Origin of the sequence: Sorangium sp. So ce131, assembly GCF_051519095.1 — a bacterium.
GTDB lineage: Bacteria > Myxococcota_A > Polyangia > Polyangiales > Polyangiaceae > Sorangium.
The window spans coordinates 11428129-11449119 of sequence record NZ_CP150455.1 but is presented as its reverse complement, the minus strand read 5'-3'; the positions used below and the strand labels follow the sequence as shown (position 1 = coordinate 11449119).

At 71.7% G+C, this 20991-nt stretch carries 16 protein-coding genes; 8 read left to right on the top strand and 8 right to left on the bottom strand.

Features of this window, described 5'->3' with window-relative positions; translation table 11 throughout:
• The first annotated feature begins 108 nt into the window (after positions 1 to 108).
• From uvrC to WMF43_RS41550, 3 genes are all read left to right on the top strand, one after another.
• The gene (gene uvrC / locus WMF43_RS41560; protein WP_437673436.1) at positions 109 to 2403 is read left to right on the top strand and encodes an excinuclease ABC subunit UvrC; all 2295 of its coding nucleotides are present in this window, start codon (positions 109 to 111) and stop codon (positions 2401 to 2403) included.
• A 294-nt stretch (positions 2404 to 2697) separates the two neighbouring features.
• Positions 2698 to 4062 (top strand): protein kinase domain-containing protein, encoded by a 1365-nt coding sequence (locus tag WMF43_RS41555; protein ID WP_437673435.1) that lies wholly within the window; start codon positions 2698 to 2700, stop codon positions 4060 to 4062.
• A gap of 75 nt (positions 4063 to 4137) precedes the next feature.
• Entirely contained in the window at positions 4138 to 5904 is a 1767-nt protein-coding gene (locus WMF43_RS41550) for a VanW family protein (protein ID WP_437673434.1), read from the top strand.
• A gap of 118 nt (positions 5905 to 6022) precedes the next feature.
• On the opposite strand, the gene WMF43_RS41545 is transcribed toward WMF43_RS41550, so the two are convergent.
• On the bottom strand, positions 6023 to 6556 hold the full coding sequence (locus WMF43_RS41545) for a putative signal transducing protein (RefSeq protein WP_437673433.1): 534 nt from the start codon (positions 6554 to 6556) through the stop codon (positions 6023 to 6025).
• A 160-nt stretch (positions 6557 to 6716) separates the two neighbouring features.
• On the opposite strand from WMF43_RS41545, the gene coaBC reads away from it, so the two are divergent.
• Together coaBC and WMF43_RS41535 are read left to right on the top strand one after the other, a co-directional pair.
• Positions 6717 to 8024: a bifunctional phosphopantothenoylcysteine decarboxylase/phosphopantothenate--cysteine ligase CoaBC gene (gene coaBC, locus WMF43_RS41540; protein ID WP_437673432.1), complete on the top strand. Its 1308-nt coding sequence runs from the start codon at positions 6717 to 6719 to the stop codon at positions 8022 to 8024.
• On the top strand, positions 8021 to 8863 hold the full coding sequence (locus tag WMF43_RS41535) for a CPBP family intramembrane glutamic endopeptidase (protein ID WP_437684199.1): 843 nt from the start codon (positions 8021 to 8023) through the stop codon (positions 8861 to 8863). Before coaBC ends, WMF43_RS41535 begins: the two co-directional genes overlap by 4 nt.
• Before the next feature lie 102 nt (positions 8864 to 8965).
• Here WMF43_RS41535 and WMF43_RS41530 read toward each other — a convergent pair whose 3' ends face one another.
• The 4 genes from WMF43_RS41530 to WMF43_RS41515 form a co-directional block, all read right to left on the bottom strand.
• Positions 8966 to 9715 (bottom strand): YebC/PmpR family DNA-binding transcriptional regulator, encoded by a 750-nt coding sequence (locus tag WMF43_RS41530; RefSeq protein ID WP_437673431.1) that lies wholly within the window; start codon positions 9713 to 9715, stop codon positions 8966 to 8968.
• Positions 9716 to 9975: 260 nt separating this feature from the next.
• On the bottom strand, positions 9976 to 11190 hold the full coding sequence (locus WMF43_RS41525) for an ammonium transporter (protein WP_437673430.1): 1215 nt from the start codon (positions 11188 to 11190) through the stop codon (positions 9976 to 9978).
• 180 nt (positions 11191 to 11370) lie between these two features.
• Positions 11371 to 11820, bottom strand: coding sequence for a universal stress protein (locus WMF43_RS41520; protein ID WP_437673429.1), 450 nt, complete (start codon positions 11818 to 11820; stop codon positions 11371 to 11373).
• Positions 11795 to 13966 carry a DUF2079 domain-containing protein gene (locus WMF43_RS41515; protein WP_437673428.1) on the bottom strand — a complete coding sequence of 724 codons (2172 nt, stop codon included), beginning with the start codon at positions 13964 to 13966 and terminating at the stop codon, positions 11795 to 11797. Before WMF43_RS41515 ends, WMF43_RS41520 begins: the two co-directional genes overlap by 26 nt.
• A gap of 107 nt (positions 13967 to 14073) precedes the next feature.
• On the opposite strand from WMF43_RS41515, the gene WMF43_RS41510 reads away from it, so the two are divergent.
• A complete protein-coding gene (locus WMF43_RS41510; RefSeq protein ID WP_437673427.1) occupies positions 14074 to 14724 on the top strand; it encodes a hypothetical protein in 651 nt (216 codons plus the stop codon).
• Here WMF43_RS41510 and WMF43_RS41505 read toward each other — a convergent pair.
• From WMF43_RS41505 to WMF43_RS41495, 3 genes are read right to left on the bottom strand one after another with little or no spacing between them, the layout of a single operon-like run.
• Positions 14721 to 15695, bottom strand: coding sequence for a lysylphosphatidylglycerol synthase transmembrane domain-containing protein (locus tag WMF43_RS41505; protein WP_437673426.1), 975 nt, complete (start codon positions 15693 to 15695; stop codon positions 14721 to 14723). The genes WMF43_RS41510 and WMF43_RS41505 overlap by 4 nt on opposite strands.
• A 2-nt stretch (positions 15696 to 15697) precedes the next feature.
• Complete coding sequence (locus tag WMF43_RS41500) at positions 15698 to 16306, bottom strand: class I SAM-dependent methyltransferase (RefSeq protein ID WP_437673425.1); 609 nt, start codon at positions 16304 to 16306, stop codon at positions 15698 to 15700.
• Positions 16303 to 17364 carry a glycosyltransferase family 2 protein gene (locus WMF43_RS41495; protein ID WP_437673424.1) on the bottom strand — a complete coding sequence of 354 codons (1062 nt, stop codon included), beginning with the start codon at positions 17362 to 17364 and terminating at the stop codon, positions 16303 to 16305. The genes WMF43_RS41500 and WMF43_RS41495 overlap by 4 nt, the downstream gene beginning before the upstream one ends.
• A gap of 382 nt (positions 17365 to 17746) precedes the next feature.
• Between WMF43_RS41495 and WMF43_RS41490 the strand changes: the two genes are divergently transcribed.
• Together WMF43_RS41490 and WMF43_RS41485 are read left to right on the top strand one after the other, a co-directional pair.
• On the top strand, positions 17747 to 19333 hold the full coding sequence (locus WMF43_RS41490; protein ID WP_437673423.1) for an AAA family ATPase: 1587 nt from the start codon (positions 17747 to 17749) through the stop codon (positions 19331 to 19333).
• On the top strand, positions 19330 to 20910 hold the full coding sequence (locus WMF43_RS41485; protein WP_437673422.1) for an AAA family ATPase: 1581 nt from the start codon (positions 19330 to 19332) through the stop codon (positions 20908 to 20910). The genes WMF43_RS41490 and WMF43_RS41485 overlap by 4 nt, the downstream gene beginning before the upstream one ends.
• Positions 20911 to 20991: the final 81 nt, after the last annotated feature.

Genomic DNA, 20991 nt, shown 5'->3' with positions numbered 1-20991 from the left:
GAGGTGTATAAGGAGGGCCGCCGCCGGTCGGGCCCGCCGCTCTCTGCCGGAGCGGAGCTGATCGGGGCGCTTGCTGCCGGCGCTCGCGACTTCTAGATCCTTCCGGCCGTGGTCAACCCGAGCGTGAAGCAGGACTCCGAAGCCCTCGTCGCAGCCAAGCTCGCGTCGCTCCCGACGAAGCCGGGCTGCTATATGTTCATCGACAAGACCGGCGCCGTCGTCTACGTCGGCAAGGCGAAGAGCCTGCGCTCGCGCGTCCGCAGCTACTTCCAGGAGAGCGGGAGCGACGCCCGCTACTTCATCCCGATACTGCGGAAAATCGTGGCCGACCTGGAGACGGTGGTGACCGCCACCGAGAAGGAAGCGGCCGTACTCGAGAACGAGCTCGTCAAGCAGCACAAGCCGCGGTTCAACGTCAAGCTGCGCGACGACAAGGACTTCCTCTGCCTCAAGCTCGATCCGCAGAAGGAGTGGCCGATGCTCGAGACGGTCCGCCGGCCCGACCCGGACAAGGCCCGCTATTTCGGCCCGTACCACTCGGCGACGAGCGCGCGGCGGACGCTCCACCTGGTGAACAAGCACTTCCAGCTCCGCACCTGCTCCGATGCCGAGATGGCGTCGCGCCGGCGCCCTTGCCTCCAGTACCAGATCAAGCGCTGCCTCGCGCCCTGCGTGATGGAGGTGGACCGGGAGCTCTATACGGAGATGGTCCGCTCGGTCGCGCTCTTCCTCGAAGGGCGCCACGACGAGCTCACGGGCGAGCTCACCGCGCGAATGCGGGACGCGTCGCGGGAGCTCGAGTTCGAGCGCGCGGCCATCTACCGCGATCAGCTCCGGGCGGTCGAGGCGGTGCGGGAGGCCCAGCGCGTCGTCTATGTAAAGGACGTCGATCAAGACGTGGTGGGCCTCTACCGCGAGGGGACGCTCGTGGAGGTCGAAGTGATCCTCGTACGCCAGGGGCGCGTCACTGACACGCTGTCCTTCTCGCTCCGCAACATGGAGCTGCCGGACGACGAGGTGCTCGGCGGCTTCCTGAACGAGTACTATGGCGTCGCGTCCACCACGATCCCCGATGAGGTCCTCGTGCCGGTTTTGCCCGACGGCGCGGAGGGCGTGGCGGAGTGGCTCGGCGACCGGCGCGGCCGCAAGGTATCGCTCTTCGTGCCTCAGCGCGGGCCGCGCGTGGACCTGCTCAAGATGGCGAGCGAGAACGCGGCTCACGCGTTCCGGGAGAAGCAGAGGAGCTCCGACGATCTCGAGGGCCGGCTCGAGGAGCTCCGGGAGCGCCTCCGCCTCCCGACGCTCCCGCGTCGCATCGAGTGCTGCGACATCTCGCATCTCGGCGGCGGTGACACCGTGGGATCGATCGTGGCGCTCCTCGACGGACAACCCGACAAGAAGCGCTACCGCAGCTTCAACGTGAAGAGCGTGGCCGACGGCGACGACTACGCCGCCATGTACGAGGTGCTCGCGCGCCGGTTCCGGCGCGGAAAGGCCGCCCGCTCGGCGAGCCCGCCGGCCAGCGCACATGACGTGGCCGCCGCGCCGGGATCTCCGGAGGCGCCCGGGGCCCCAGCGCTCGAGAGCCATGCGGCGATCGGCTCGCATGAAGACGACGTCGCGCCCGCGAGCGAGGCGCCGCCGGAGGTGGAGACGTCGGCGAGCGAGAGCGACGTTCTGCCGGAGGCGGAGGCGCCGGAGAGCGAGAGCGACGTTCTGCCGGAGGCGGAGGCGCTGGCGAGCGAGAGCGACGCTGCACCCGAGAGCGACGCTCCGCCGGAGACGGAGACGGAAACGGAGACGGAAACGGAAGCGCCCAGCGCCGCGGCCCGAGCGGCCGCCGCCCCGGCGCAGGACGCGCAGCCGAGCGCGCCGTCCGGCGCCGCCGAGTGGGATCTGCCCGATCTGTTCGTGGTCGACGGCGGCCGCGGCCAGCTCCAGGTCGCGCTCTCGGCGGCGCGTGATCTCGGCCTGCATGATCTCCCGATCGTGGGGCTCGCGAAGGAGCGCGAGACGCAGACCGGCGAGAAGCTCGTGGACCGCGTCTACCTGCCTGGCCAGAAGAACGGTATCCCGCTCCGCTCCACGAGCTCCGCCCTCTTCTTTCTCGCGCGCGCGCGAGACGAGGCGCACCGGTTCGCAAACCACGCGCGCAAGCGGCTCGGCAAGGCGCGGCGCCTGCGCTCCGAGATCGAGGACATCCCGGGGCTCGGCAGCGCCGTGAGGACGGCGCTCCTCCGCGAGCTCGGCTCCCTCGAGGGCGTGCGACGCGCGACCGACGCGCAGATCCTGGCGGTGTCAGGCGTCACCAAGCGCCACCTCACCGCGCTGCGCAAGGTCATCCCGGCGCCCGAGACCCCGCAGTCGGGCGCGCCGGTCGAGGGGAGCGGCGAGCGCTCCTGACGCCGATCGGCTCACGCGGTGAGCCTACGGGGGCCCCCGATCCAGCGGGCGACGGTGGAAGATCACGCTGTGCCCTGAACAGCGTTCCCGGTTGAGCCCCAGGGCGTTCTCTGCGACGATCCAGAGCACAACCGCCCGGCCGTGTCCGGGCGGTGGCTGTCGGTCATCGGTCAAGAGCTACGCCCGGCACATCGAGCGATTTTCACGGGCGCGACCTCGCGCGCGGCCTGGCTCGGCGGGCATGATCCCCGGCGGGAATTGCCTCCCTCCGGAGTTACGCAGCACGTGAGCACCATGGGAGAAGTACGCGCTGGCCATACGCTCGGTCGCTATGAGCTCCTCGTTCCGATCGCGCTCGGGGGCATGGCCTCGGTGTGGGCCGCTCGGACGAGCGGCCAGCTCCCGAGGCTCGTCGCCGTCAAGCTGCTGCGGGCGGAGCTCAGCGACGACCCCGACTTCGAGGCGATGTTCCTGGACGAGGCCAGCCTGGTCTCGCAGATCCACCACCCGAACGTCGCAGAGACGATCGATGTCGGCGAGGAGGACGGCGTCCTCTATCAGGTGATGGAGCTCATCGACGGAGAGCCGCTCAACCTGGTCCTCCGCGAGAGCAAGGCGCGCGGCGGCGTGCCGCTCGCGGTCGCGCTCCGCATCGTGGGCGAGGCGGCCCTCGGCCTGCATGCCGCGCACGAGCTGCGCGACCGCGACGGCAAGCCCGTCGGCCTCGTCCACCGCGACGTCTCGCCGCAAAACATCCTGGTCGGCTACGACGGCGCGGTGAAGATCGTCGATTTCGGCGTCGCCAAGGCCGCCTCCAACCTGCAGCGGACCAAGGTCGGGCAGGTCAAGGGCAAGTTCGCGTACATGTCGCCGGAGCAGGCGGGCGGCGAGCCCGTCGATCGGCGCTCCGACGTGTTCACGCTCGGGATCGTCTTCTATCAGCTCCTGACCGGCAGGCACCCGTTCCACGCCGACAACGAGACCGCGATGGTGCGCCGCATCTGCGACAAGGGCTCGGTCGAGCCGCCGCGGACCCTCACCCCGTCGATCCCGGAGGACGTCGAGCGCATCGTCCTGCGGGCGCTCGCGAAGCCGCGGGACGAGCGCTTCGCCTCGATGGCCGAGCTGCGCCGCGCGATCGAGCAGGCGGCGACGCGCCTCGCCACGGCGGACGAGCTCGCCGCGCTGATGCAGAAGCTGCTCGGCCCGCGCGGCGCGCGGCGGCGCGCCGCGATCCAGGAGGCGATGCAGATCGCGCGCGAGAGCTCGAGCCACCACGACGAGCCGCCGCCGCTGCCGAGCCCGCCGGGCGCGGCGCCCGCGCGCGCGGTCGTCACGCCGGCGCGCGCGGGCGCAACGCCCGCGCGCGCCGCGAGCGAGCCGGCGACCGCGCCGCGGCCCGCTCGGCCGGCGCAGCGCTGGCCCCTCATCCTGTCCGCGGTCGTCCTGGCGGCGCTCGCGGCGTTCGCGGGCGTGTACCTCCTGCGGCCCTCTCCGAGCGACGCGCCGCGCGGCGCCGCGCCGCTCGGCGGGGACGGCACGGGCGCCGCGCCCGCGCCGAGGGCGGGCTCGATCAAGGCGTCGATCCTCCGGGCCTCGCGGGCCGCGTCCTCGAAGCTGACGCGCCCGCCGCGCGAGCCCCGCGGCGCCGCCCCGTAGCTCCCGCGCCCGCGCCCCTCGCGGCGGCGTTTGCTTGACGGTTCGGGGAAGGCTTTTCAAGATGGCCGCCCTCGCATGGATCTTCGCCGCTCGCCGGAGCTCTGGCGGTTCGCCGCGCTGGTGGCGATCTTCGTCACGAGCGGCCTCGTCATCACGTACCTCGTGCTGCCGCCGCCGCCGGACGACGGCCCGAAGCCCCCGCCGGTCCTGCGCGTCGCCGAGGCGCCGGTGCCGATGACCGGCGACGTCGTGGCCAACGCGCTCGACCTCGTGCGCCGCTACGCCACCGGGGAGATCCGGATCGTGCTCCCGGACGGCTCCGAGCGCGCGCTCCGCCGCAACGACCTCGGCGTCGAGATCAACCGGGTCCGCCTCGCCGAGTTCGTCCGCGAGGCGCTCCGCCCCGAGAGCGCGCTCCGCCGCGCCCACGAGCGCAAGCACGACGGCGAGGACGCGCCGCTCGACATCCCGATCCCGCTCCTCCTCGACTCCGAGCGGGCGATCAGCAAGCTGCTCGACCTCAAGATCGAGCTCGACGCGCCGGCGGTCGACGCCTACGTCGACCTCGAGGCCAGGAAGCTCAAGCCCGAGAAGATCGGGTACCGGCTGGACGTCTACGGCACGCTCGCGCGGATCGACGCGGCCCTCCGGGCGGGCCAGGACACCGCGCAGGCCAGCGTCGAGACGATCGCGCCGAAGCTCGCCGCCGCGCAGCTCGGCAACGTCACGTTCGACCAGGTGCTCGGCTACTTCGAGACGCGCTACGCGACGGGTGGGAGGTCCAAGGAGCGGACGTACAACCTCCGGCTCGCCGCCTCGAAGCTCGACGGCGTGGTCGTCATGCCGGGGGAGATCTTCGACTTCAACGAGACGGTCGGCCCGCGCGACGAGGCGCACGGCTACCGCGTCGCGCCCGTCATCGCCCAGGGCGAGCTCGTCGACGGGCTCGGCGGCGGCACCTGCCAGATCTCCGGCACGCTCCACGGCGCCGCGTTCTTCGCGGGCCTCGAGATCGTCGAGCGTTACCCGCACTCCCGCCCGAGCTACTACATCAAGCTCGGGCTCGACGCGACCGTCGTCTACCCGACGATCAACTACCGCTTCAGGAACCCGTTCGATTTCCCGATCGTGCTGCACGAGACGGTCGCGGGCGGCGTCGTGCGCGCCGAGATCCTCGGCCCGTCGCGCAAGCTCACGGTCACGTATTTCCGCCGCATCGACGAGGTCCTCCCGTTCGAGGAGCTCGAGCGCCCGGCGCCCAAGCTGCCCGAGGGGAAGCGGGTGCTCGCCCAGCGCGGCATCCCCGGCTTCAGGACGACGAGCTCGCGGGTCGTCCGCGACGGCGCCTACGCCGTGCGGGAGAAGTGGAGCGACAGCTACCCGCCCACCACGCAGATCATCCACGTCGGCAGCGGCCCGCGCGACCTGGAGTTCAAGGCGGGCGACGACAACCACCCCGAGTACGTCGCGGACGAGTACCTCGTGGTCACGCAGGGCCCGGACGTCCGCACGCCGGGCGCGACCGGCCCCGAGCCGGGCGGCGGCACCGTCGAGAGCCGCGAGCCGGGTCTCACCGGCGAGCGCGGCTGGACCGAGCGCGCGGGGTTCGGCAGCTACCGGGAGGACCGCGGCGAAGGGGAGGGGGGCCGCGCGCGCGGGGACGAGGCGCTGCCCGCCGAGGGCGCCGCGATCATGCAGGCCGCGAGCGCGGCCGGCGCCGAGGGCAAAGCGGCGAGGGAAGCCCGGGGGCAGAAGGACGCCGCCGACGAGGCGAAGGACGGCAAGAGCAAGAAGCGGCGCCGCAAGAAGAGCGACAAGAGCGACAAGAGCGACGACGGCTGACGGGTGATCCGTCGTTGCCGAGGTGCGGCGCTCCGGTGGGCTTGATGCCGGTCAGGGCGGCGCTTGCCTGGAGTCGTCTTTCGTGGGGATCCGCTCGCGGGCGCGCGGCGAGCGGCGCTTACTTTTTCCCGCGGAGCGTCGCCCCGCGCGGCGCCCGGTACGGGTTGCCGTGTTTCGGCGGCGGCGCGCCCGGCGTCCAGTAGGTGTCGCACTTGCGGCAGTGCCAGTGTTTCTTCAGGACGAGGAGCGGCAGCCCGAGCAGGACGACGATGACGAGGACCTGGCCCGGCGACCACTCGCGGTAAGCGTAGCGCGCCTCGCACGCGGGGCACTTCGGCCCGTCGAGCTCGGCCGCATCGTCCTCTTCCTCTTCATCGATGTCGCCGTCCTCGTCGCTGTGCGGCGATTTCAGGATCTCGGTCGCCCTCTCCAGATCGGAGCGTGGCACCTGGAGGCGGATGCCGAGGGCCCTGCCGATGTAGTGCGGGGTCAGGGTGGACACGTGCTCATCGGCGATGAAGGCGCGAATGCCGTGCGCGATCAGGGCCGAGCGCCCCATCTGCGCTTCCATGGCCTCGTTGTAGGTCGCCACGGTGATGAGCCGCTCGGCCCCTGTCGGGGCGCGGCCCCGAGGCCGATCGGGAGAGCGCACCTCGCGAGGCTAGCATCCGCGCGCCGCGCGGCGTGTACGGCCGCCCGTTTTCGTGCCACGGTGGGCGGCGGCTCCCACCCAGGTTGACGGATCCCCGACCCCGGTTGACGGATCCCCGACCCCGGTTGAGGGGTCCTCGACCCACGTTCGCACCTGCTCCATGTCCGGCCGAACGCCGTCCTCGCCCGCGCCTCCCCCTGATGTACCCGCGCCGCCGACCGCCGGCGCGCGGCCGACCGTCGCGCTCGCCGTCTCCGGCAGCATCGCCGCCTACAAGGCCGCCGAGGTCGCTCGTATGCTCATCCAGGGCGGCGCGCGTGTGCTCCCGATCATGACGCGCGCGGCGCAGCAGTTCCTGGGGCCGATGACGCTCAGCGGCCTCTGCGGCGAGCCGGTCCGCGACACGATGTGGGATCCGGGCTTCGCGGGCGAGCTGCACGTCGCGCTCGCCGCCGAGGCGGATCTCGTCCTCCTGGTCCCCGCGACCGCCGACGTGCTCGCGCGCCTCGCCGCGGGGCGCGCCGACGATCTCGTGACGGCGCTCGCCCTGTGCGCCCGGGGCCCGGTCCTCGCCGCGCCGGCGATGCACCCCCGCATGTGGGCGCACCCCGCGACGGCGCGGAACGTCGCCGCGCTCGAGGCCGACGGCCGGGTGCAGCTCGTCGGCCCGGTCTTCGGCGAGGTCGCCTCGGGCGAGCGCGGCCTCGGGCGCATGGCCGATCCCGCGGCGATCGCGGCCGCGGCGCTCTCTCGGCTCGCCCCGCGTGATCTCGCCGGGCTCCGCGTCGTCGTCACGGCCGGGCCCACGCTCGAGGACCTCGATCCCGTGCGGTTCCTCGGCAACCGGTCGACGGGCAAGATGGGCTTCGCCGTGGCGGAGCGGGCGGCGGCGCGCGGCGCCGAGGTCACGCTCATCGCCGGCCCGGTGTCGCTCTCCACCCCGCCTGGCGCCCGGCGCGTCGACGTGCGCGGCGCCCTCGCGATGCGCGGCGCGCTCTGGCAGGCGCTCGGCGAGGATCTCGGCGCCGCGGACGTGCTCATCATGACGGCCGCCGTGTCCGACTACCGGCCCGCCGAGCAGCACGCGACCAAGCTGAAGCGGACGCCGGATCTCACCTCGCTGCCGCTCGTGCCGAACCCCGATCTGCTCGCCGAGGTCGGCGCGGCGCGCGCCGGCCTCGCCGGCGCGGCGCACGACGGCGGGCGCCGCGCGCCGGTGCTCGTCGGGTTCGCCGTCGAGACGGACACCGACGAGCGGGTGGTCGCCTTGGCGCGGCACAAGCTCGCGAACAAGCGCGTCGACCTGATCGTCGCCAACCACGCGGCGGACTCGTTCGGCCGGGACGACAACCGCGCGACGCTCGTGACCCGCGACGCCGCCGACGCCCTCGGCGTGTTGCCGAAGCCCGTGCTCGCGGACCGCATCCTCGACCGGGTCTTGCAGCTGTGCCCGCCGTGCCCGCGATGACGCCCGACGATCCTGGCCCCGCTGCCTCTCCGGCCGTCCCCGGCGCCGCCGACCCGGCCCTGGCGCGCGAGCCGCCGGGGCATGATCCGCCCGATCCGCTCAGTTCCGCCGATTCCCTCGATTCCCCCGAACCGCCCGATCCACGCGAGCCGCCGCGCGCCTCGCGCCGCGAGGCGGCGCTCATCGCCGCCGCCGTCGCCGCCGGCACGGCGGTCGCCGTCGGGTTCGCGTTCAACCCTGCGCGCGGCGGCTCGTCCGCCCTGCTCGCGGCGCCCGGCGCGCTCTACGCCCTGCTCGCTGCCTTTGCCGTGGCGTGGCTCCGCCGCCGCGGCGAGCTCCGCGCCGCGTTCCGTCCCCGCTCGGGCGATCTCGCGCGCGGCGCGTTCGTCGCCGCGGCGCTCTACGGCCTCGCCATGGCCGTGCAGCTGACCCTGGCCCCGCGGGGCTCGCCGCGCGAGGCGTGGATCCTGCGCCTTTACCTCCAGCTCGGCGACCCTTCCGCCGACGCCCGCGTGTTCGTCGGCGCGGCGGTGTTCGTCATCGCCGCGCTCGAGGAGGTCGTCTGGCGCGGCCTCGTGATGCGCGCGCTCGAGGGCCCGCTCGGCCTGACCGCGGCCTGGCTGCTCTCGAGCGCGCTGTTCGCCGCCGCGCACCTCCCCACGCTGTTCTTGCTGGGCGATCCGTTCGCCGGCCCGAACCCGCTGCTCGTCGCGGCGGGCCTCGGCTGCTCCCTCGTGTGGGGCCGCGTCGTGCACCGGACCGGGCGCCTGCCGCCGGCGATCTTCGCGCACGCGTTCTTCTCGTGGGCGATCGTGAGCTTCCCGATCTGGCGCCCCTGAGGCGCGCCGCCCGCGCGAGGGGGCCGGCGGTGGCGCGGGTGAGCGCGGGGGGGGCGCGGCGCGCGCCGCGTCGCCGCGTCGCGCGCGATGCGCCGCGCGCGATCAGCCCTCGAGCTTCGCGAGCTCCTCGTCGGGCACGTCGAAGTCGGCGTAGACGTTCTGCACGTCGTCGTGGTCGTCGAGCGTGTCGACGAGGTTGAGGCAGACCTCGGCGTCGCGCCCCGCGACCTCTTTCTTGTTCTTGGGCACGTACCCCGCGCCGCTCGACTTCACGGGGATCTTCGCGTCCTCGAGGGCCTTCACGACGGGATCGATCGCCTCGACGCTGGAGAGCACCTGCCACTCCTCGCCCTGGTCGCTGTAGTCGTCGGCGCCCGCGCCCACGGCGATGTCCATGAGCTGGTCCTCCGTCGCCGCGTCCTTCGCGATGAGGATGATCCCCTTCCTGTCGAACGCCCACTGCGCGGAGCCGCCGGCGCCGAGCTGCCCGTTGTTCTTCTCGAAGATCTTCCGGATCTCGGCGACGGTGCGGTTCCGGTTGTCGGTCATCGCCTCGGCGAGGAAGAGCGTCCCGCCGGGGCCCGTGCCCTCGTAGAGGATCTCCTCGTAGTTCGCGCCCTCGATCTCGCCGGTGCCGCGCTGGATGGCGCGCTTGATGGTATCGGCGGGCATCGCCTGGCCCTTGGCGTCGTTCACCGCCTTGCGGAGGCGCGGGTTGCCGTTCGGGTCGCCGCCGCCCATGCGCGAGGCGACGGTGATCTCCTTGATGAGCTTCGTGAAGAGCTTGCCGCGCTTCGCGTCGAGCGCGCCCTTCTTCCGCTTGATGGTGGCCCACTTCGAATGGCCGCTCATACGTGTCTGCTCCGTGATGACGGGGCGAGCACCCGCGGCGCGCGCCCAGGGGAAAAATTCGGCGCAAGCTAGCGATGCGCCCGGGGGGAGGCAACTACGACGGGCGTCCCGGTCTCACGTGCGGCGCCTTACCGGGGAAGCGAGCGCGGCAGGGGCGCCCACGGGCGCCCTTTTCTCTAGGTTTTGGGGGTACTTACCTGCCCGCGCGGCGCCGCGACACCGCGCCGCGCGCCGCGCGCACTCTCAGAAGAGGCGTGCGGTCACAACGCGTAGCCGGTCTCGCCGTGCTCCGTGGCGTCGAGGCCCTCGCGCTCGTCGCTCTCGGCCACGCGGAGGCCGATCACCTTGTCGACCAGCTTGAGCAGCACGAACGTCACGATCGCGGCGTACAGCCCGACGGCCACGATGCCGGCGAGCTGCGGGACCAGCTGCCCGGGGTTGCCGGCGATGACGCCGTCGCGGCCGGCCTCGTTCAGGGCCTTCTCGGCGAAGACGCCGGTGAGGATCGCGCCGAGCAGCCCGCCCACGCCGTGCACGCCGAACGCGTCGAGCGAGTCGTCGTAGCCGAGGCGCTCCTTCGAGACGACGGCGAAGTAGCAGACCACGCCCGCGAGCAGGCCGATCACGGCGGCGGCCCAGGGCGCCACGAACCCGGCCGCCGGGGTGATGCCGACGAGCCCGGCCACGATGCCGGACGCGACGCCGAGCGCGGTCGGCTTGCCCCGCTGCGCCCACTCGACGAAGAGCCACGCGGCGCCGCCCGCCGCCGCGGCGACGTGCGTGTCGAGCAGCGCGAGCGCGGCGAGCCCGCCCGAGGTGAGCGCGCTCCCGGCGTTGAAGCCGAACCAGCCGAACCAGAGGATGCCCGTGCCCGTCAGGGTCATCGTCAGGTTGTGCGGCACGTGCCGCTCGTGCGGGTACCCCGAGCGCTTGCCGAGCACGATCGCGCAGACGAGCGCCGAGATGCCCGCGGCGAGGTGCACCACGGTGCCGCCCGCGAAGTCGAGCGCCCCCATCTCGTAGAGCCAGCCCTTCTCCGCCCAGACCCAGTGCGCGACCGGGTCATAGACGAGCGTGGACCAGAGCAGGATGAACACGAGGTAGGCCGGGAACCGCATCCGCTCGGCGAACGCGCCCGCGATGAGCGCGGGCGTGATCACCGCGAACATCATCTGGAACGCCGCGAAGGCGAGGTGGGGCACCGTGCCCCGCTCCACCTGCGCGAGCCCCTGAAGACCGACATAGTCGAGCCCCCCGATGAGCCCCCCGTGGGACGTGCCGAACGCGAGCGAATACCCGAGCGCGATCCACTGCACGGTCACGACCGCGAGCGCCGCGAACGAGTGCATCAGCGTCGCGAGCACGTTCTTCCGGCGCACCATGCCGCCGTAGAACAGGGCGAGTCCCGGCGTCATGAAAAGGACGAGGGCTGTCGAAGCGAGGAGCCAGGCCGTATCCCCAGTGTCGATCTTCATGAGCACGGGCGTGTAACGTGCTCTCTGTTTCAACGAGGTTTCGGGCGCGCCGCAGGACGTATTTGACAGCGCCTCGGGAAACTTCCGTGGTCGGCTAAGGGGGCGCCGGAGCGGCGCGGCCCGCGTGCGGGGGCGCGGGCGTGCGGGCGCGCGGGCGTGCGGGCGTCAGCAAACGCCGGATCAGCCCGCGGGCTGCGGGCCGCGGATGCTGAGGACTGGCACCTTCGCCGCGCGCACCACGCGCTGGGCCACGCTGCCGAGCAGCGCCCGGGCGAGGGCGCCGCGCGCGTGGGTCCCGATCACGATCATGTCGGCCCGGAGCTCGTCCGCCAGGCGGCAGATCTCCTCGTCGGGGACGCCGGCGCGCAGCACGCCGGAGATCGCGACGTCGGGCGCGGCGCTCGCGCGCGCGAGCACCTGATCGAGGCTCCGCTGGGCCACCTCGGCGAGGCGCGCGGCGTCCTCGGCCGAGGGGATCAGCGAGGAGCCTTCCGGGAAGTTGTACACGGGCACGCTGTACACGTGCGCCACGACGATCCTCGCGGGCAGCTTGCGGGCGAGCTCGATGGCCTCGCTCAGGGCGTGCTCGGAGGTCGCGTCGAAGTCATGGGCCAGGAGGAGGGTCTTCATCTTGCTCCGCGGTGCTGGAGGGGGCGGCCGGCGCGCCGGCGTCGGGCTTCTTGTTCCGCTTTCCTACCTCCGGCGGCGCCTCCCCGGTAGGGTCCTCGTCGGGCTCCGCCGCGTCCGTCCGCTGCGCCGGCTTCACCCGCTTGAACAGCGCCATCTTCTTCAGCCGGCTGACCTCCTCGAGCTCGCCGCGCTTCACCGCCGCGCTGTGGCGCTCCTGGTTCTTGCCCTTGAGCTCGCTCTCGTCGAGCAGCACGTAGTGGGCCCTCTCGGCGCGCTCGCCGGGGTAGAAATAGGCTTCTTTCCGGTTCGAGATGTGCGGCCCCATCTTGCTCGTCGCGGCCACGACCGCGCCCGGCGGGATCACCTCGACCTGCTGCCTCACCCACGCGTACGTCGCCTCCTGCTCGGGCGTGAGCGAGCGCGCCACGCGGGAGAAGCCGCCGCGGAACGAGGCGTTCTCGACGAGGCCGCCGAACTTCCACGAGACCAGCGCGCTCGCCGCGAGGGTCGCGGCGAGCAGCGCGCGCGAGAGGCGCCGCCCGTCGAGCCCGAGGAAGGCGGCGGGCGCGGCGTCCTCGACCCGCTTCAGCGCGAGCGGCGTCAGCGCGAAGGCGACGGGGAAGAGGATCGACGAGTACTGGAAGTGGATCGAGAAGACCGCGTCGCGCGAGGCGAGCAGGCAGAACGCGAGCCCGTAGACGAGCATCCAGCGCCCGGGTTTGGCGACGAAGGGGAGGAAGCAGAGGGGGAGGAAGATCAGGAGCAGGAAGTTGATCTTCGCCTCCTCGAGCGCGACCTTGAGCGTGAAGACGGGGTTCGTCAGGAACGAGATCAGGAGTCCGCCGACCCCGCTCCGGTTCGGGATGAGCTCCTCGTAGTAGTAGGCGTACGAGTAGGCGTCCTTGCCCGACATGATGATGCCGGCCGACGTCATGAAGAACAGCTTGACGATGACGAAGTAGACGAGGCTCGCCGCGATGGTCGTCCACCCCATGCGCGTCTTGCCCGCGCGCCGGTCGAGGATGGCGTAGAGCCCGACGAAGCACATGAGCAGGGAGACGTCCTCCCGGCAGAGCAGGAGCAGGCCGAGGGTGACCCAGTAGTGCCTGTCCTTGCCGGCCTCGTAGAAGTAGAGCAGCCACACGACGAGCGGTGAGATCAGCGCGAGCGAGTGGAACTCGTACATGTTCGCGCCGTGCAGGGCCGGGTAGATGGCCCACACGGCGGCGAGCAGGAGCGCCTTGCTGCGGCGCTCGAGCTTCTCGCGCGCGAGCAGGTAGACGGGGATGACGCCGGTCCCGAGCCACACCGCCTGGAGCACGAGGAGGAACTCGGCCCGCGGATAGAGGAGGTAGAGCGGCGAGAGCAGGACGAGGATGGGATCGAAGTGCGCGGAGCCGTGGTAGCCGGCCTTGAGGAACGAGCAGCCGAGCGGCCGGCCGTGGATCGACTGGTAGAAGATGTTGTCGTAGTAGCCGAGGTCCGGCGTCCGCGTGTGCAGCGCGCGGTGGTTGGTGATCGCGAGCCGCGAGAAGAAGAAGGCGTAGCCCGCCCAGAGCGCGAGCACGCCGAGCGGCGCGAGCCAGCGCCCGGCCTTGGCGAGCGCGCCGGCGCGGGACGGCGCGGGCGCATTGTCGTCCGCCGCGTCGTCGTCCGCCGGCGAGAGGCGCGGGCCCTTGCCCCAGGCGTAGGCGCCGGCGCCCACCGCGACGGCCGCGAGGGCGGCGTAGAAGAGCGCGGTCTTCGGGCTCTCCTTCTCGATGCCCGGGAGCTTGAGCGCGGCGACGAACGGGAGCGCGAGCAGGGGGCGCAGGGCGCGGTTGAGGCGCCCGGCCGTCTCCAGGACGGCCCACGAGCCGGTCCGGACGCGCCGCGCGAGCATCGCCAGGAAGTAGACGAGCCCGACGGCCACGACGGCCGCGCCGACGCCGCCGGCCATCCAGCGGCGCTCCAGCTCGGGCAGCTTGTTCGTGCTGAACAGGGCGAGGCGGGTCGGGTGGGTGAAGACCCAGACCGCCACGCCGACGCTCATGCCGAAGAGGACGGGCCACGGCGCCAGGGTCAAGGCGGCGCGCGCGAGCCGCTCGATGGCGCCGTCGAGCCTTGCGAGCGCTTGGTTGAGCCTGGTGCGAGGGTTGGCGAGCATGGGGGCGGAGGCGTCCTCGGCTACTTGACCCTACCCCCCGTTGTCAAGGAACGGCGGGGGCGCGGGAAGGGCAGGGCGCGCCGCGCGGGCCAGGCTAGACTAGGCGCATGTCGCAATACCGGGATCACCTCGATGCGGCTCGCGCGCGCATCGAAACCCTCGAAGCCAAGCTGAAGGAGCGGGACGCGGCGCTCGCCGCCCGGGACGCCGAGCTCGCGGAGGTCCGCGCGGAGGTCGAGCGGCTGCGCGGCGGCTCGCGCGACGACGGCCCGCTCGACGGGCCTCCCGGCCGTGGCGGCCCGCGCGCCCTCTTCATGGCGCTCGCGGTGTGCGGCTTCGCGACCGCGACCGGCTACGCGATGATCCGCCCCTCGCACTGCCTCCAGCGCACCGCGATGTTCCCCGCCACCGCCGACGCGTCCCCGTTCTCCTCCGAGGGGGCCGAGGCGCGCGCGGCGGCCGAGCCGGGATCGCGCCGGGCCACCATGGCGCGCGTCCGCCTCGGCAGGGCCGCGGGCGCGGCGATCGAGCACGGCAAGGCGCGCGCGCAGCGCTGCTGGGAGCCGGGCGGCCCGACTGGCGAGGGGAGCGTGACCGTGACCTTCGAGCCGAGCGGCCCCCGCGTGGAGCTGGAGGGCGCGCCCTACGAGGGCACCCAGGTGGGTGAATGTGTGATCGAGTCCTTCCGCGACGCCGCGGCGAAGGTGCCCGCCTACGACGGGGAGCCCCTGACGTTGACCGCCCGTTTCTCCCTTTAGGAAACCGCGTCTGGCTCCGTGGGCGGCGGGGCGATCTGCCAGCTCACGAAGCCGAGGGCGACGACCGCGAGGTAGATGACCGCGAAGACGAGCAGCCCGAAGGTCACGCCGTGTTCGGCGCTGATGCCGAGCGAGGGAAACACGAGCGAGAAGAAGAGCTCCCGGACGCCGACGCCGGCGACCGAGATCGGCAGCAGGCCGAGCAGGCTCGCGATGGCGAGCAGGCAGGTGACGTCGAACAGCGAGAGGGAGAGCCCGAGCGCCCGCGCGATCAGGTAGCCCTGCACGAAGTTGACGGCGAACGTCGCCACCGTGAGCGGGAGGGTGATGAGCAGGCCGCGCCCGACGTGCGCGCGCAATGCGGCGAGGAAGCGGCTCGGGCCGTCGGGCTCCGCGCCGGCGGCCGGCCCCTTCCTCGCGACCTTCCGGTACACGGCGAGCAGCGCCCGGTCGGCGAGCCCGGGGATGAGCAGCGCGAGCGGGGCGAGGACCGTGAGCGCGATGCCCCCCCACGTCAGCCACGCCAGGCGGCCGACGACGACGGCGCTGTAGTGCGCGACGCCGACGGCGACGAACGCGGCGAGCACGTAGAGGTCGCACAGCCGGTCCATCACGACCGAGGCCAGCCCCTCGGCGTAGGGCACGCCCAGATCGTGGCGCAGGTAGCGGATCCGCAGCACGTCGCCGACGCGCCCCGGGGTCAACATGCCGACGTAGAGCGACGTCATGAACGACGCCCAGGCGCGGCCGAGGGGGTAACGGATGCCCCGGGCGCGGAGCAGCACGTCCCAGCGGAGCACCTTGAGGTGGATGTTGACGAGGTTCAGCGCCGTCGCGAGCACGAGCGGGCCCAAAGGCGCCGCGGCGAGCGCGGCGACCACCGCGTCGCGGTCCTCGATGCGCAGGATCACGATCGCGAGCAGGAGCGGCCCGATCAGGCGGACGAGCGCGCCGACGGCAGCGCGGCGCATGCTCAGCGCGGCGCTGCGAGGCAGAGGACCCAGGGATAGGAGGTCGTGAGCCGCAGGATCTCGAAGCGCGGCTCGACGAGCCGGCGGAACGACGTCGGGTTCCAGTGGTTGATGTGATCGGGGTCGTTGCCGAGGCGGCGCACGTTGTTCCCCGCGAGCAGGTTCGAGAGCTTGAAGAACGGCTCGTGCGGCACGGAGAGGATGACGCGCCGGGGCGAGAGCCGCTGGATCTCGGCGAGCGCCCGGTCGGGCGCGTCGAGGTGCTCGAGCACCTCGGCGCAGATCACGAGATCGAACCCGGGCGAGGGATCGCCGAGATCGTAGGCGCTCCCGACCCGCGCCTCGATGCGCGGGAAGAGCCGCTTCACCCGCTCGACGTCGGCGGGGTTGAGGTCGACGCCGTGGAACTGCTTCTCGGGGAACTTCTCGGACAGGTAGCCGGAGAGGAAGCCCTCGCCGACCCCGATCTCGAGCACGCGCTCGACCGGGTTCGCCTCGACGAAGAGGTCGTGGATCGTGGACGCGAAGCGCTGGATGAGCTTCCGCTTCAGGGCGCCTGCATTCCGGTATTTGACGGTCTCGAAGCGACCGAAGTAAGCGTCGGATATCACTCGATCTCCTCGCGGACGGGCAGCTCGTCCGTCTGGTGTCGCTGCTGCATCTGGAAGGCCAGGAACTCGCCGATGAAGCCCATGGAGAACAGCTGGATGCCGAGGAGGATCATCAGCACGCCGAGCAGGAGCAGCGGGCGATCCCCGATCTTGTGCCCGAAGAACCAGAGGAAGGTCAGGTAGGCGTTGATGAGGAGCCCGATCGCCGTGAACACGAGGCCGATGAGGCCGAACAGGTGCATCGGCTTCTTCGAGTAGCGGGTCAGGAAGAGGACGCTGAGCAGGTCGAAGAAGCCGCGCAGGATGCGCTCCAGGCCGTAGCGGGAGGTGCCGTACTTGCGGGCGTGGTGGCGCACCGGGATCTCGGTGACGCGGAAGCCCTGCCACGCGGCGAGCGCCGGGATGAACCGGAAGAGATCGCCGTAGATCGGGAAGGTGCGCAGCACCTCGCTGCGGTACGCCTTGAAGCCGCAGTTCATGTCGTGGAGCTTCACGCCCGTGAGCGAGCGGACCGTCCCGTTGAAGATGCGGGACAGGACGAGGCGGTTCGTGGGGTCGAGCCGGTTGACCTTCCAGCCGACCACGACGTCGAGTCCCTCCTGCACCTTGGCGATGAAGCTCGGCAGATCGGCCGGATCGTCCTGGAGGTCGGCGTCCATGGTGACGACCACGTCGCCCTTGGCCTTGCGGAACCCCGCGGTCAGCGCCGTCGCCTTGCCGAAGTTCTTCCGCAGCCGGATGCCCTTCACGAGGGGGTTGTCCGCGTGGATCTTGGAGATGACGGCCCAGCTGTCGTCGGTGCTGCCGTCGTCCACGAAGATGAGCTCGTAGGTGAAGCGCCCTCGGAGCGCCTGGTCCACGCGCTGCGCGAGCTCGGCGAGGCTCTCCGCCTCGTTCAGCCCCGGGACGACCACCGAGACGTACGGCGCCGTCGACGTCGGCGGCGAGATGCTGGGCGCCATGAGGCTCGGGCGGGGCTCGAAGGCCGAGAGCCCGAACGTCACCCGGTCCTCCGGAGCCTCGGGGGGAGCAGGTGTGGTGGGTTGGTCCACAATCACGGCGGCGGAGGATAGCAGATCGTCACGGGATGGCGCGGTTCCGTCCGTGGGAAGCGCCGCCGGGGGTCGATCGTGCGCAGACAAAGTGCTGCCGGTTACCAGCACGGGGACGGGGAGAGGTGAAGCGCTGCCGGGTGCCGGCAGCAGTAGAGAGAGGCGCTGCCGGGTGCCGGCACGGGGGGAGGGAAGCGCTGCCGGGTGTCGGCAGGGGAGAGGGAAGCGCTGCCGGGTGCCGGCACAGGGGGAGGGAAGCGCTGCCGGGTGTCGGCAGCGGCAGACGGAAGCGCTGCCGGGTGCCGGCAGCGTGTGGTGGCAGCCTCGAGAGCTCGCCAGCGTCTGGCCGGCCGATGACGAGGTCGCAGCTGTGTGGGAGACTCTGCGCATGAACGGCGGCGGCACGAAGGCACTGGAGCACCTCCTGCGGCGCTTCGACGAGGAGCTCCACTACGGCGCCGTGATGCTTGACACGCTCAAGAGGGACGGGTTCGAGCTGACCCATGCTCGTCCAGTTGCGCCGCGGAGCTGGCTCCTCCGCGCGAAGCCGCCGCAGCACATCCAGGAGGGGTTCGGGCTGGCCCCCGAGCTGCTGTTCATCGCAGTCCAGGGCGAGATCCAGTCGAGGGATCTCCAGCGCGCCGCCGACGAGGTCGTACGCTCTGGCCTGCGGCTCGACGGCAACCTGGTCATCGTCACGGACGATGGCCATACGATGGATGAGGGTCGGCTGCTCAAGGATCGCCTCGGGCGGATGCCCGGTCGGGGTCAGCGGGTGGCGTGGGTATGGGACGAGGAGGGGTACTGGCCGCCGCTCTCCGAGGTGCTCCGCCAGTGCTTGCCCACGTACGACGTCTTCGAGGAGCGTGACGCGGTCCGAGGGCACCAGCTCATGGGCCGCGATGCGGAGGTCATGGAGCTCCGCACGCGCGTCCTCCGCGGCGACGCGGTCGGCGTGTTCGGGCTGCGCAAATCTGGCAAGACATCCCTGGTTCGCGCGGTCACCGACTGGCTCGACCCGGCGAGCGGGATCAAGGCGCTGGACGCCGAGAAGGTCGTGTTCCAGGCGTGCGTCCTCTGGGTCGACGCGGAGGGGCTGGATCTAGCGAACGTCGAGAGCGTCGCCGACGACATGCTTGCCGCGCTGGGTCGCAGGATGCGCGTGGCAGGTGTGTCCTATGAGCCTCCGGCACGGCAAGGCATCGCCGGCCTGAAGCAGGCGGCCCAGGCGATCCTGGACGAGGGGCTGCGCCTGTGCTTCGTGATCGACGAGTACGATTTCCTCTTCGAGCGCGAGGGCAACCTCGGCCCGGTGCCGGGCATTTCCAGGCTCCTCGGGCTCGTGCGCGCGCTGTCCCAGCAACAGCAGGGGGCCGTCTCGCTCGTGCTGATCGGTCGTGATCCCGAGCACCTGTCCGTTCCGCAACTGGACGGGGTGCCGAACCCCTTGCTCGCGGGGTTCACGCCGATGTGGCTCGGACCGATCCGTCCGCCGCGCGACACCGAGATGCTCCGGAAGCTCGGGCGCCGCGTGGGTCTCGACGTGGGGTACGAGACGGCGGAGCTTGCCCGCGCGTGGACCGGCGGGCACCCGCTGCTGCACCGACAGTTCGGCTCGGCACTCCTCGAAGAGGTTCGCCTGCATGCCCCGGGGGGCCAGCAGAAGGAGCCGACGGATCCTTATCGCGAGGGGGCTATCGAGCGCTTTCTAGGCCGCCAGGCCGTGCTGGACGTGGACCGGGAAATCATCGCGCTGCTCTCGAAGAGATACCCGGCTGCCTACTCGCTGCTCCTCGATCTCGTCGAGAGCCACGATCGCGCGGCGTCTGTGAAGCGGGCAGGCGGGCTGCATGGCCCTGGCGCGCGGATGCTGCGGAACTTCGGCCTCCTCGACGAGAAGACGTTGGGATTACCGAAGCACCTGTCGTGGTACGTGCGGACCCTGCTGCCCACGCAGACTCAGGTGGCCGTGTGACGAGGCGACCCAACCCTTACAACTGGCAGCAGCACGCTCCAGGCCACCCGGTGCACCGCGATGAGCTGGTGAAGGCGATCACGGAGCATCTCCGTCTCGGCGCTGCCGTCAAGATCATCGGCGCCCGCGGGATGGGAAAGAGCGTGCTGCTTCAGCAGATCCAGGCTCGTCTCGAGGAGGCACCGGGGACGCGCGTCCTGCTCGTCGCGGGGCCGCCCGAGGAGCCGACCGTGGCCGGAGCGGTGCGTGACCTCGCGGAGCGGCTCGGCATCCGCGAGCTCTCGGCGCCACGGATGGATGACCTTCTCGAGCGCGTGCTCGATGGCAACACGACGCGGCTGGTGGTTCTCTTTGACGAGGCCGACCAGTACGTCACGGCCGGAGAGGGCGAACGGGGGGCGTTTGCGCGGAGCTGGTTCAACCGGCTGGAGGTCGCGCGGAAGCAACACAGCACGCGGTTCGACGTCGTGTTCGCGGGCGGGATCGGCCTCTTCTACCTCGAGAGCGAGGTGGGGTCCGGCATCGTCAGCCGCGCCGAGCCCTGCGTGCTCGATCCATTCGGACCAGCGGAGATCTCGGAGCTCGCCAGGCCCTTCCAGGACGACGAGCGCCCCCTCGGCGACATCGCCCTGGAGACCCTTCGCGTGCTCACCGGGGGCAGCCCGGTGCTCGTGACCTACGGGCTGCAGCACCTGTGGGATGCGAGCAGCCCCTCCGTGCAGGCGCTGGACCAGATCTTCGGCGTCTTTCGCGAGAGGCACGATGGCTTCATTCGCGCGGTGCACTCCTCCGTCTCGCAGTACGGGCGGCTCGATGCGCCCTGGCGCGTGCTGAAGATCGTCCGCGAGCACGCCGGCTCGGTCCCGATGCAGCGGCTCCGCGACGCGTGCGCCTTGCAGTCCGGTGAGCGCATCTCCATCGACCCGGAGCAGGCGCTGAAGCTCCTGCGCGCGGCCGGTCTGGTGAAGGTCGAAGGCTCGATGCTCGCCGACCCCGTAACAGCCTGGCCCATCGCCTCGATCCTGAACCTGCCGGCGGTCCCGGCAGATTCAGGCGACCCCATCGAGCGTCTGATCCAGGACGTCAGCGCTGTGCTTGCGAACCTGCGCCGCTTCGGGCGCGATTTCCATGGCGACTCCGGGCTGCTGCACGAGCAGGTGTTCAGCTCCTTCATCGCGGCGGGGCTGCGCCTTCTCGGATGGGAGACGGACCGCGAGGTCGTCCAGGTGGCGGGGTTTCCTGATATCAAGGTGCGCCTGACCCGGCCGGGAATCGACGGCCATGCCCTGATCGAGACCAAGATCTGGCGCGACGCTGCCCACAACGAGGGGATCCAGAAGCAGATCGACGACTATCGTCTCGCGGAGACCCGCCACGGTATCGCCGTGATGCTGGGAGCGCGTGACGCGGCCGGCTGGCCGGAGGTGTACGAGCGGACTTGCCTCGCGGGCCGCAGCTTCGAGCGACTCCCGACGCCGCTGGACCTGGTAGGTCGCTGGCGGGTTCAGCAGACGGATCCGGGGGGCAAGGCGTGGCTCACGGATCACGTGGTGGTGCAGCTCCCGAAGCGCAGGTGATCCTGCGCAGGGAGAGCGCGCTGGAGCGCCGCCCTCGTGAGTGGATATCAAGAAGCGAGCTGACGTCACGGCAGGGACGCG

Coding starts and splice junctions, on each gene's coding strand:
- WMF43_RS41530 (WP_437673431.1), bottom strand. CDS start 9,715: ATGAGCGGCCATTCGAAGTGGGCCACCATCAAGCGGAAGAAGGGCGCG.
- WMF43_RS41525 (WP_437673430.1), bottom strand. CDS start 11,190: ATGAAGATCGACACTGGGGATACGGCCTGGCTCCTCGCTTCGACAGCC.
- WMF43_RS41490 (WP_437673423.1), top strand. CDS start 17,747: ATGAACGGCGGCGGCACGAAGGCACTGGAGCACCTCCTGCGGCGCTTC.
- WMF43_RS41505 (WP_437673426.1), bottom strand. CDS start 15,695: ATGCGCCGCGCTGCCGTCGGCGCGCTCGTCCGCCTGATCGGGCCGCTC.
- WMF43_RS41510 (WP_437673427.1), top strand. CDS start 14,074: ATGTCGCAATACCGGGATCACCTCGATGCGGCTCGCGCGCGCATCGAA.
- coaBC (WP_437673432.1), top strand. CDS start 6,717: ATGTCCGGCCGAACGCCGTCCTCGCCCGCGCCTCCCCCTGATGTACCC.
- WMF43_RS41550 (WP_437673434.1), top strand. CDS start 4,138: ATGGATCTTCGCCGCTCGCCGGAGCTCTGGCGGTTCGCCGCGCTGGTG.
- WMF43_RS41535 (WP_437684199.1), top strand. CDS start 8,021: ATGACGCCCGACGATCCTGGCCCCGCTGCCTCTCCGGCCGTCCCCGGC.
- WMF43_RS41515 (WP_437673428.1), bottom strand. CDS start 13,966: ATGCTCGCCAACCCTCGCACCAGGCTCAACCAAGCGCTCGCAAGGCTC.
- WMF43_RS41555 (WP_437673435.1), top strand. CDS start 2,698: ATGGGAGAAGTACGCGCTGGCCATACGCTCGGTCGCTATGAGCTCCTC.
- WMF43_RS41520 (WP_437673429.1), bottom strand. CDS start 11,820: ATGAAGACCCTCCTCCTGGCCCATGACTTCGACGCGACCTCCGAGCAC.